Below are 12,515 nucleotides of genomic sequence, written 5' to 3' on the forward strand. Positions count from 1 at the left end.
CGCTCCGCATCGCTGAGCACCAGTTCGGTCTTAGGTCTGCCTCTCATAGATGAGCACCTCGTTGTGTTAGCACACGACACAGTTGATCAAGGCAAATCACATTAGTTCAACGAACTTTTAACTCAGGACACTAGATCATGTCCACGTTGGTCGTACGTTCATCGACAAAGCGTCGGGCAGGACATTCAACGGCAGCAGCTCGATGCATTGCTCGCATTTGTCCACGAAGGCGATACCGTTGTCGTGCACAGCATGGACCGAATGGACACGCAGCCTTGACGATTTACGCGGTATGTCTAGGAGCTGGATAAACGTGGTATTCGCATCGAGAAGCATTGATGTTTATTGGCAATGATTCACCGATGCTCAAGTTGATGCCTTCGGTGATGGGAGCTTTCGCAGAATTCGAGCGAGCCTTGATTCGTGAACGACAGCGCGAAAGCATAGCACTAGCCAAGCAACGTGGTGTCTATCACTAAAAAATCAATCAGCCCTGAACGGATTGCTGAATTACGTCAGCGGCTGGCTGAGGGGGAAACCAAGGTGCAGGTTGCACGCGACTTCGGCATTAGCCGTGAGACGCTGTACACCTACCTGGCGAAAGCTGACAGCGATACCGCTCGCGCAACATAAGCAGATCCCAGTCGATTCGCTATTGCAACTGCGACAGCGGCTGGATTTTTTGTCCCGCAAAAGCCCTGAGCGCGCTAGGCAAGCTCAGGCGGTTGCCGAGTCGGCGTGTTGCCTACGACGGTCTATCGCTCACTGCATGCCTTCAACAAGCCTCACGCGGTGCATCAAGCTGATCACGATAAACCACGCATCCTTCCAGCCGTCGAGTTAGAGCGTTATTGCGACCTGGTTGCTGCGTTGAAACTGTGCACCACCAACAAGAACAATCGTCACCTGTCCACGGCCCACGCGATCAAGCTGCTGGAGGAATTCGGGTTGAGACGAAACAAGGATTAGTAAAGGCCCCTAAGGGCTGTTATCCAGGTTACATCGGGCCTTTCATTCGCCGCGCGAAGCACGTCGACGACGAATCACCGGCGCCGATGGAAGCGCTGCCAGGCGCGTTTGGGCTAATCCCGACTTGGAGCAAGGACACCAAAATTGTTCGCAGCACCTACAACTGCCGATCGGAGACGGCCAGCCAAAAAGCCGGCGTTTTCGCACAGCTTGGCGGAAGGCCCAGCACTGCATTATCCCTGCAGCGGCCATTTATGAATTTGACTGGCGAACGGTAAGTCGATTGGAGGAGCCTAGAGAATTCGGAAAAAATCGTACTACATGGGCTCCCCCATTGAGCACAAGCCCAATAGCTTCTGTTTTACTCTCTGCTGCGCGTGCCGAATCGACGTAAGAAGGTGAAGGACTGCGGTACTACAAAGGGTCATGTTGAGCTGATGGCTCGGCCCCTGATCAAAGACGCACGTGAAGGCCCTGTTCGCTAACCGGGAATGAAATCTCCTTACGACTTCCAGGTACACCCCACGCAGGTCCAACCCGCTTCACACCAACGACGGCAGTGCACATTAATCGGTTTATCCGCTCATGATTCCCTGCTTTGTAACCTCAAAGGACCCTCAATAAGGGGCTCAGGTTTTCACGCGCCAGTTGGCTCTGCCTGTTCAGGCTTGAACGTGTCGCCGTAATGAAGGACGGCCCTGGGCATTCTCGCATTGTTGGCGGCAATCGCCACGGCGGCACGCCAGTCACCACTGGTGCGCCATAAGGTTGCCGATCCCACGACTCAGAGGATCCCGCTTATCGCCCAAATTAGCCATGACAGACCGGGCTCCCAGTACCAGCAGCCTGCAAATAGGCATCCTCGGCTTTCGTGATACTCCCCAAGCGCTGCTTTCCACCGCTATTGAATTGACCCGGCGTCAGTCCGAGCCATGCAGCCCCTTGACGACCGTTCCTGAAATCGCGCCCATCGCCAATACTGGCCACCAAGGCACTCGCAGTGGTCGAGCCGACACCACGCAATTGCAGCAACCGACGGCTACGCTCATTTTCACGAGCGATCTGATTTATGGCTCGATCAAGTTCTAGCAGACGATCTTCGATATGGCTGGTGTGCTCCAACAGCTCACTCATGCACCGTCTCGCCCAGCCAGGCAAGCTGTCCAGATAAGGGCCAATCTCTTTTCTCAACCGTTCTGGACTTTGTGGCATAACCACGCCGAATTCAGACAGTAATCCCCGCAGTCGGTTGTACGTAGAGGTGCGTTCCTCGATGAATCCCTGGCGGGTTCGATGAAGGCAAAGAGTGGTCTGCTGATGCTCGTCTTTAACAGGGACAACCCGCATGCTGGGTCGGGTAACCGCCTCGTAGATCGCTGCCGCATCTGCGGCATCGTTCTTGCCGCGTTTACCTGACATTCGATAAGGCGCAACAAGTTTAGGCGCCATCAATTTGATCGTATGGCCATGCTGGGCAAACACTCTTGCCCAGTGATGAGCGCCTTTGCAAGTCCTCATACCAATCAAGCACGGGGGGGTAACTGGGCGATCAATCGCACCAATTGGTCCCGCGCGACCTTCGGGTTTCACCAAGGTTGCTTTACCAGCTTCATCAATGCTATGAACCGCAAATAGGGCCTTGGCTAGATCGATTCCCACCGTAATAATTGGCATGAGCTTCCCTCCTGTGGTTTTGATGCAAATTTGAAATCTTCATCATGGCACTTGGATGCCGATTCGCGACTTTCGCCGCGGCCTAGGACGGGGAAGTCCCTTTCATTCGCTAAGGTAATCAGGGGGAGGGGTGTCCGCAAACGATCGGTTTCCGCCCCCCCCTACTGAGTCTGTTTTCGGTCAACGGCGACACTCAGTACCTGCTCCAGCGATTTACGACAAGCAGCCAGCACTAGTAACCCGGGTAAAGCAGCAACTGTAGCGATCAAGTAAAGCTGGGCCCAGCCATAAAACTCGACTATCCACACGGCCACTGGCCCGATATAGACCCGGCCGATAGAGGCCAGCGCCGATAACAACGCAAACTGGGTGGCGGAAAATGACCGATTGCAGAGCGTCATCAGTAGCGCGACAAAGGCAGCAGAACCCATTCCAGCGCAAAAATTCTCCAGAAAGACCACACTGCCCATAGTTACCAGGTTTTTACTCGTGATTGCCAACAACCAGTAACCCATATTAGAGATTGCCTGGAGAATACCGAATAGCATGAGTGCGTTGAACAGTCGTAGGCGTTGCATCAGCCCCCCGCCAAAAAGTACACCGAGCAACGTTGCGAACAGACCCAAACTATTGTTCCACGTTCCTACTTCGCCGACCTCAAAACCGACACTGCGAATCAGAAATGTAATACTCAAACTACTGACAAAACCATCTCCTATCTTATAGAACACAATTAACGTCAGGACCAACCAAGCATTATTTCGCCCGAAGAAGTCCCTAAAAGGTTCAACCACTGCTTGTTTCAAATTGACTGGGCCGCAAACTGGTTGATCGGGCTCCTTCGCTAGTAAGGTGACAATCATACAGAGCAGAATAAGCCCTGCCATTAACCAATAGGTAGATTGCCAGCCGAAATAACGGTCAGCCAACCAAAGTGCCAGTCCGCCGGAACACAGCATGGCCAGCCGGTAGCCGATCACAGACAGCGCTGCACCTCTACCACGCTCTTGTGCTGTTAATAGATCAGTTTTATATGCATCGAACACGATATCTTGGGACGCCGAGCAAAAGGCAACCGTCACGGCAAATACAGCCAGCCAACCCAGCTGTTGCGTAGGGTTTACCCAGCCCATGGCAAGGATTGCGAAAACTAGTAGACCTTGGCAGATCAACAGCCAGCCCCGGCGGCGCCCAAGGAATGGCGGTGTATAACGGTCCATGAAAGGCGCCCATAAAAACTTGAACACATACGCTTGACCGACCAGGGAAAAGATACCAATAGTTTTTAGGTCAATCTCTTCGCTGGCCATCCAAGTTTGCAACGTGCTGGAAGTCAACGCCAGAGGTAATCCCGAAGAGAATGCCAACAACAGAAGTACGGCAGAGTGGTGTTGTCTAAAAAACGGGAAGTATGATTTCATACATTGAATCACATACTACACAGGGCGCGATGGAGAGGTAACCAATTGATATCTTGCCGCAATAATTTTTCGGCCTCTAGCAGCCCTAATGGCTCGTTGCCATTTCCATGAATCAAAATGATGCTGCCTGGATGCGGCCGCTCCCCCTTTGCCAGCCAGGCATTACTTCCTACAGGCAAAAGGCAAATCTCATTCAATTTTTTTATAGCGTGCTCATTTGCAACCAACCCTGGAAATCGGAAAAACACTGAAGGTGATTGGCCTGCTTGCAGGAGCATTTTCTCCACCGCTAATAATTCATAATTTAGGTTCGTATGCCTTTCCAGCAAAAAATTTTCCTCCAAAGGCTGATCTTTATAATAAATATGGCTGAATGAATGATTGACCCAGGTTATCTCGAGCCTGCAGTTTAATTGCTGCCCTAATAGCCATTCAAATGCATCTCGGTGTTCGACCATCCAGAGCCCACTCAGACATAATGCCACGGGAAATGGCCGTTGAGTCGATTCGGAAATGGATACTAGCCTGTTAAAAAAATCGACATCGAATTTTTTAGCTGAAGGACATAGATCAACAGTAAGAAACATGCCATCAACTTGCTTTTCAGCCTGAGTCAGGCCGTAATTCTGAATCCAGTAGTTCGGTTGAGAGTATTTTTTTAGAGCCGTTAAATAAGGCAAGCTCTCAATTACGCAATGTTCGAAATAATCAGTTCTACCGTCATTTGATAATTTTCGGTAATGGAAGGCATTCGCCTTGCTTGCTTCACTTGAACAGGAGACCGGATCAATTACCAGGAAAAACAGCTCACCCATGAGGCAGTAACTTCTGATTGCGATTTTAAGCTGTTGTTTGTTGTTGTATACCGGGATAAATATAACCTGATACTCTGTAATCATCGTATTTTCTCCAGCCTCGTTGAATTCAACCTTGAATAGTGGTATTCAGTTGCACAACAACCTCAGGAAAGATTTGGAAAAGCTCCATTTTATAAAAGCAAAGCCAAAAACACACGTTCATCTAGACCAACGATTACAAAAATGGGCACCCAGAGTTACATAGATAAGTTAACCCCCATCTTATAGTGTTTTTTGATTACTCATTAAGCGGTATCCTTTTGTTATAGGCATGTAGAATTGCGCACTATACACACATGATTGCATGCATTGAATACGCGGAAGCGCAATTGTATTAGTGATACTGTATGGCTTCAGCAAGCTATACCAAGCACAGTAGGAACACCACATACAATATGTATCTACATGTTATGTAGACAACCTCATGTCGTGAGCGGATGTAGTGGCTCCGCTCGCCAAGGCGAGCGATGAACTTGGTCAACGCAAAATATGGAAATGAGCCAGGCCTCAAGGCTTATACCCACATCAACGATCAATTCGCGCCGTTCGCGTCACAGGCAATTCATGCGACAGTCAGCGAAGTGCCTTACATTCTCGATGATTTGCTAATGAATGAGGCCGGGCTCCAGACTGAGGACAATTAGTTGCCACACACAAATCCATACGTGCGTAACTATCGCATACGGCTCCGGCCTCAGCTATATGGTCCAAAGCGATTATCCTGGTGTGGGCGTGCATTTCTGAGGCAAGGCGAAAACCAAAGACGTAGATAGTGTTCGCAAAAGGTCGACTTAGAGGGGGAACCCATTTTAAACAAGCGACCACTTATCGGCTTTCGACTCAGTTAAGAGCCTGCCATGATACCTCCGCATTTGCGCGCCTCTATGACTCTCTCCCCTCCCCTGAATAGAACGCCCTTGGAGCTCCGCACGACGCCAGCCCTCCTCAGCTCTTATGATAAGGCACGCGAGCTCAATCAACAGACTCAGGCCTTAGTGCATTTGGCCAAGGCACTTGTGAGCTTTTCACACCAACGGATGAGCATGTGTTTTGGCGGACGCTTCGATAACCAGAAACTCATGACTCAGATTGCAGCTCTCAACGCATCGCCGGCCATGTCTCCTGCGGCGGTGGAGCAGGACAGAGTCTTCATGCGTCAAGTCGCGGACCTACTCTTGAGGCCAGTAGAGGGCAGGCCCGCACTGACCACTTATGAACAACACATCACGGGTGATCAGTTGGACCACTGGCATCGAGAAGCTGCTGGCACTTACAAAATTCTGCACCAGCTCGCTACGAGCATTGTCGAAATATTACGACATCAACGATGGGCGACCGCGGCTCAGCTGACCGAGCATCTGTCCAAAAGCGTCAAGACTGAAGATACGCAAGGCCCACAGGGCTCGAAAGGAGATAGGCGTACTGAGTTGTCCACACGAGTATCAGATGCTTGGTACAACGCCTCGCCGCGCCAGGTCACTGCGATCGCGTCTGCGGGAATGCCAGTGGTAGCCGACACCTCCCTTCTACAGAAACTGGCGACCGTGCTTGTACCTCAAGCCCCTCTGGCCGCCGGGGCGGCGCAGGTCATTCGAGAGCGACCTCAATCCCTCTCGAGTAGCCCTAGCGCAGAAAAAATAGCCTCAGTATCAAGAGTTAAACGGATGACTGGGAGTTTGGCGGGCGTCACTTCGCAGCCGGCCGGCACACCTGAGCGCATGACCGAGCAGATCAACGATTTAAAGCGCTTGCAGCATGAGATGTTTCGTCTCAACAGCCTTATGCCCACACCTTGGGAGGTGCTAGAAAAGCAATTTAATGCATGGCGCCGCAAAGAACTTCTACCGTTGTTTCCCGAGATCATGAGCGCGGAGCAATCCGTCCTCATTTATGATGAAAATGGCAATTTAAATGATGAAATCACTTTACCGAACCTGTTTCTAAAGGCGATCTCAGGCAATCCACTGCCCGACCTCGCTAGGTTCGATATCGTCAATAATGGCAAGACTCGTTCAATCCCAGACGCCTTGAACACCCTGGATGTCAAAAACAAGATCAAAGACTTTCTAGCGCAGGCATCACCTGCACAGTTCGCCGCACATATGATGAATGCATTGAATGAGTTCTGGGAGCAACCGTCAAATTATGTCCAAGGTCGGTTGGTCAAAGACTGGTTAGGGAGGGAGTTTGCTAACCAGCTGTGGTCCCAGGCTAACTTGAGGTTCCAACAAGGAAGCCTCAGCACGGAGATGTTGCGCGCCATTGAGCAGGTCACAACTCGGCCAGATGCACAATCGCGCGAACAGTTGCCAGCCTCGATGCGGCCCGCAGTGTATTCCCTGCATAATACGTCCTCGATTGGCGGTAGCGACTATGGTCAGGCGGTGCCAGGAACGTTTGTCATCACTGAACGTGACAGCCTCAACGACCCCGGACTGTCTGTGCTATGGCGACCCGGTCAGCCGATGAAACAGTTTAAAACCCTGGAAGCACTGGTCCATGAGGTGAAATTCAGTGGGGTAGTTGCGCAGGAGCCGTTTCTGGTTCCCGTTCAGGAAAACCTGTTCAGCCGGAGGGTAGCCGACTTGCGTCAACAACAAGTCACGCAGTTCTTCAATGCCCTAACGAATATGCCCAAGAGCAACGTCAGCCCATGGCTGGAAACCGAAGGGAGGCTTTCAGTTGAGATGAATGACTTTCTGGATCTTTCACCGACGGCCCTTGCGTCCAAGCCCGACACGAGCAGCACAGAGCTTGCTCTTTTTGAACAGGTCATGCCCGCTTGGCTGATCTCCGCTTCCGAGCAAGAGCAGACACAGTTGCGCGAGCTCAGCCAAGCAACCGTTCAACACTATGAGCGGTTCGTGGAAACCAGCGCGAAAGCCCAGCAGCAACCACTTACGGTTTTGCTGGCCGAATTTAAAAATACCGGTTTGCCCGGCACCGTCAACGAATACCGAGTGGTCCACTCGGAGGTGCTACCCGGCATGCGTACCCCAACGTCTGTCAGCTTGACCTTACCACAAGCAGTGTTAAGCGGAAGCGCATTCGCGCTGGACAGTATTCGGCTGTTTCGCAATGAAAAAGAGCTCCCGGCAGCCCAGTTGGATATTGTCAAAAATCTGCTGAATAATCCGTCCCTGCGCATGTCAGCGAGTGAACGTTTAGTACAATTGCAGACGCATCTTCCCGCATTGCAAGCGGATTACGCCCAAGCATTAGAAGCAGAACTCAAGCGTGACATGCTGGAAGCCAAACTCAAAGGACATTTGACTGGCCCTGGTGCGTACATTACAGGCCATGAGGTGATCGACGCCGCGCTGAATAACGACCCGAACGTTCAAGTCGGCCAACTGCAACTGTCGACCAATCCCAAGGGGGGCGGCGTCACCACCACAATGACTTCTTGGCTGGTTTTTGTGCGAAAACATGCCGATGGAAAAGATAATGGAGTGGTGCTTTACCGTCCACAAGATGGAGCTATCACGAGCTATGCCTCTCGCCAGGAACTCTACCAATATTGGGACCAAACTCGGCTGTTTCAAGACTTGGCGGGCCAGATGGAAGCGACTCCGCCGCCAGGATCCTTCGCACATACCGTCCTGCAAGACACCGCCCCCCAGGATCGACATGCAATGCAGCTGTTCTTCGCGGTCCAGGCCGGTAGCACACCCTTGCAGACAGAATGGCTTTTGGAATTTAAACCCTTCCCTGCCGGTGAGAAGAGCCACCTAGAGAATTGGGCTACCAATCGGCTGGAGAACATCATTCGGCAGATGCAGCCGCTGGCCAGAGCTCCAGACTTGTTGAAACAACAAGCTATCGCATCAGCCATTGAACAGCGTTATACACAGTTTGTGAAAAAGAACATCCCCTCATTTGTAGCCTTCACCCAAAAGTATGAAAGCCTCGAACTCACCAGGTTCTTGCAGCAGCACGGAACATTAGCTCTCGGCAGAACAGTTGATGCCCGCAAGGTCTCCATAGAGTTCAAAAATTATAAAATGCCTTGGACCGAGTGGGTGCAGAAAGATGAGTTTCGATGTACTAATCAGCGACATTTCATGGCGGGCGCCAAGTTTGAAGTCGATGATCCGTCGCTTAGCCCTCAGATAAATGCCCAGTTAACCCGTGTCCTCAATAACGAACTTAAAGATCCTGTGCACTTAAAGTTATGCCAGACCTATATCGGCGCCCGATACATCCAGTTTCTCAAGCAACGTTTACAGCCCAATGACCCGATCGGCCAAGAGTTTCGCGAGCTCAGCGAGGCATCGACGCGCACCCAGTTATGCCTCACGCTCGAGGCTGAGAAGGCCAATGGTCGAATCTCCTCCGCAGACTATCAGTGGATGAAACCACTGCTGGGCAACTTGCCGCATAGTACCGAGAGGCGCAATACACGACTGAGCCAATTTCAGATCGCCGGACGTCGTATTCCGGACGTGTTGGTATTATCTCAACTCAGTAACACCGGACGAGATCGAGCATCTCCCGTAGTGCACAACGATTTTGTTTTTCTCCCCCAGGGCCCATACGGCAACGAGCTGATACCCCGGGCGCAATATCAACAGTTGTTGGAAACCCCAGTCTATCGGGACAACCTAATCGCACGCGTGCGTATTGAAGATCATGTAGCGGTTGATCAAATCCTCAAAGGAGTACGCGATAAACACGCGCCAACGGCGTTGGTGGGCAGCTTTGGTGACTTTAGCAACCAGCGCCTGCAGGACATGATCGATAACACCGACGAACTAACCACGAGCCGTGCTGAAGAAGCCTGGGGACTCATCATCCAGGGACTGCGTTATGTCACAACGGCGATTTGCGTAGTTGGCACCGGGGGTTTGGGAACGGTTGCCTGTGCAATTGGGACTGCTATTTTAATGGGCATTGATGTCAAGGCCGCGGTTGACAAGCTGCGGCGAGGTGACCAAATGGGCGCCCTTGAAGACCTATTGCTTTTGGGGCTTGATGCCTTGGATATTGGCAAGGGCCTGCAAGTCCTTAAGGGTCTAACGCCGAAAAAGCTAATGCATTGGACAGGGTTAAGTCAGCTCAAAAACGTCGAAGAGGTAAAGCAGGCGATGCGCACGTTTGCGGAGCAAAATACAGCGTTCACACCCAATGGCCGGCTCAAGACAACGTCGGCAAGTACAGGAATTGAGCCGCAGATGATGGACCGTCCAGGTAAGGCGAGTACCGGGACCTTTTATACTCATGACGGAAAGACATTTATCAAGGATCAGGGCCGGGTCTTTGAGGTTTATTCGGACAATAGTTGGAACACGATACGGCTACGGGATCCACAACATCCCAACCGCCTGGGTCCACCATTAGAAAATCAAGATGGCATTTGGCGGGCACAAGTGAATCAGACTAGTAACCCTCAGTCGTTAATAGCGCCAATGCAGGACCGCAGCTGGAATCCAGTGAAAAATTGGCGAGTTGACAATGTCAATAAAAGCACACTGGAGCCCACACAGTACCCGGAGCATTTTAAAGTAAAAGGCAAACAAACTTATTATCAAAAATCGGGAGATGATTTCTACCTAAGCGGTATACGCAATGGCAATCCAATTATCTACAAACAAGGAGACATCACTCATGCCCGGGAGGTGGAACTTGTGAACGGTCGATTGATTGTCAGACCAGAAGGAAAGTTAAAGGGCGGGACTGCCGGCGCCCGAGAAGGAACACCTAATAGAGAGGTTTTGCCTCCACCACGCCCGGGCACCACGGCTCAAAAAACGGATCCAAATTTGCAAAACAATGCATTCGAACCGATTGTTTTGGTCCGCCCGCAAATGCCAAGTAATGCTGCTTCCGCGAACTGGAAAATTGAAGACTATATTGATACACGCGCTCTAAGCAACGAAATAAGCTCAATGTATGGCACAAAAAAAATGAACCTTGATATCAAAGGCGTATCCCACGAGGGTGTTTTAGATCAAATAAAAACCATGCCTGGTTATGAAAACATGGCGTTTGACAGCGTGCAGCGCAACACAAATCCGGCGGCCTGGACTTCACCAAAGGGAACTATCTACATGGGAGTTACCGCCCCAGACTACACCCTTAATGGTAAGTTAGACGCGGACAAAATACGATCAACCATTATCCACGAGAGTATACACGCATCCTCCTTCAAGCATACTGGCTTTCAGCACGCAACGGACACCTCTATCGCCAACAGCAACTACGATGAATACATCACCGATTACTTTGCGGAAAAAATCTTCAAAAAACTCTATCCTGAAGGGACGTATAAAACTGCGTATTTCACAAGCAATGTACGTGGCGAAAGCATGCACTGGGGCGGAAACATGGTTAAATTCATGATCGACTCGGGACACATTACCGAGGCAGAACTTATTTACAGGTATTTCAATACCGGAGAACTGCCAGCTCTTTCGAAAGAATTATTAGAGAAATGGAAGGACTTTGCGAAGCAAAATAAGAGACCACTGTTAATCAATCACAAAGGATAAAATCTGCGACGCGCCGCCCGTCGTCCTCGTGATGCGTCCTACTGTCAACCTAGCCCAATATGAGCCTTGTCGGCACCGATATAATCCTCCAATGGCAAACGTAACCCGCATCGTTGAACACCGCCGCCCGAAGTTCACTGCCAAGTATCACCACCGCTGTCCGTCGCCGACTCCGCCGGCGGACAGCGGACTTTGCGACGGTTTCCGACCATGTTATGCGATGGAACTGGAGGTATCTGGCTCGGATGGGGCAAACCTCCCGCCCCGCCTGGTGATTGGCTCTTTAGTCAGTTCGCCGGGCACTCAGCTTAGGCTCATGGGTGGTCGGCTACTTTAGCGACTATCCTATAATCGCCATCTCCAACGCGGGGATGAGTATTGATTTGTTCTGGCTGAGTTATTGAAGTAGCACCTCCTGCCTTGGCGTTGTGGATTTCGACGCCCCCCCCCAACTGTTCTGACAACCCGGGAATATTAACAGATTCTTTCATATGCATCTGACCAATGAGCGCGATCCAGTTGCCCGGATGAGATCCTTGGTCAGCTGTTATCGTGCTCGCAGCTAAGCGATTCATCATTCTAAGCCGATATTGGGTCTTTTCGTGATCGCTAAGATTTAGACTCAATGCAGGATGCTCCGGATTATTTACGTACTGATCATCAATACCATAAACTCTAACACCAGAGCTTTGGCCTTATCGTAGGTGTCAGTGGCTCTATAGGGATAACCGAAACCGTCTCTCTTCCCATCACCAGCGTTATCTTCGTTATTTAAAAACGGTCGCACCATTTGTTCTACGCTCAGTGACCTCCCAGGTATTGAATCCTTCAACACAAAGTGATCTGCGGGCCAAGCAATAGAAGAACTGGGCAATGCCGCTCAGGACAAGGCGATCCGTTCTCGGTAACACTTGCTCTGACCGGCTTCGTGATGATGCCCAAACTCATGACTGGAACGAGAGGACTCGGCAACTGATCATTGCACCACGGCCGGTTGTTCGCTATGAGTGAGGCATGGTTGTAGCTGGCCAAGACACGTATACTCGCACGCCGACGGACGGCTTGGTTTTGTCTACACCCTCCTAGTGTCCTGAGTTAGAAGT

4 protein-coding genes and 4 pseudogenes are annotated in these 12,515 nt (G+C 51.0%); 5 read left to right on the forward strand and 3 right to left on the reverse strand.

What is annotated here, in order from left to right; genetic code table 11:
• Positions 1-124: 124 nt before the first annotated feature.
• From J7E41_RS27760 to J7E41_RS28285, 3 genes and pseudogenes are all read left to right on the forward strand, one after another.
• Positions 125-633: pseudogene (locus J7E41_RS27760) on the forward strand (recombinase family protein); the annotation flags it as partial.
• Between the two features lie 105 nt (positions 634-738).
• A complete protein-coding gene (locus tag J7E41_RS27765; protein ID WP_214997423.1) occupies positions 739-969 on the forward strand; it encodes a hypothetical protein in 231 nt (76 codons plus the stop codon).
• Positions 970-989: 20 nt separating this feature from the next.
• A pseudogene (locus tag J7E41_RS28285) lies at positions 990-1,243 on the forward strand (SOS response-associated peptidase family protein); the annotation flags it as partial.
• Positions 1,244-1,606: 363 nt separating this feature from the next.
• Here the strand turns inward: J7E41_RS28285 and J7E41_RS27775 are convergent.
• The 3 genes and pseudogenes from J7E41_RS27775 to J7E41_RS27785 all read right to left on the reverse strand — a co-directional run bounded on the left by J7E41_RS27775 (position 1,607) and on the right by J7E41_RS27785 (position 4,963).
• A pseudogene (locus J7E41_RS27775) lies at positions 1,607-2,643 on the reverse strand (IS110 family transposase).
• Positions 2,644-2,804: 161 nt separating this feature from the next.
• Entirely contained in the window at positions 2,805-4,064 is a 1,260-nt protein-coding gene (locus tag J7E41_RS27780) for an AmpG family muropeptide MFS transporter (RefSeq protein WP_214997420.1), read from the reverse strand.
• An 8-nt stretch (positions 4,065-4,072) separates the two neighbouring features.
• Entirely contained in the window at positions 4,073-4,963 is an 891-nt protein-coding gene (locus J7E41_RS27785; RefSeq protein ID WP_214997421.1) for a hypothetical protein, read from the reverse strand.
• Positions 4,964-5,385: 422 nt separating this feature from the next.
• Between J7E41_RS27785 and J7E41_RS27790 the strand changes: the two are divergent.
• Positions 5,386-5,544: pseudogene (locus tag J7E41_RS27790) on the forward strand (Tn3 family transposase); the annotation flags it as partial.
• 294 nt (positions 5,545-5,838) lie between these two features.
• The gene (locus J7E41_RS27795) at positions 5,839-11,412 is read left to right on the forward strand and encodes a dermonecrotic toxin domain-containing protein (protein ID WP_214997422.1); all 5,574 of its coding nucleotides are present in this window, start codon (positions 5,839-5,841) and stop codon (positions 11,410-11,412) included.
• Positions 11,413-12,515 lie beyond the last annotated feature (1,103 nt).

Source organism: Pseudomonas fluorescens, assembly GCF_018614655.1.
In the GTDB taxonomy this organism is placed as follows: Bacteria; Pseudomonadota; Gammaproteobacteria; order Pseudomonadales; family Pseudomonadaceae; genus Aquipseudomonas; species Aquipseudomonas fluorescens_BX.

Excerpts from the sequence above, each read along its gene's own strand:
- J7E41_RS27780 (WP_214997420.1), bottom strand. The coding sequence starts at position 4,064 with ATGAAATCATACTTCCCGTTTTTTAGACAACACCACTCTGCCGTACTT.
- J7E41_RS27785 (WP_214997421.1), bottom strand. The coding sequence starts at position 4,963 with ATGATTACAGAGTATCAGGTTATATTTATCCCGGTATACAACAACAAA.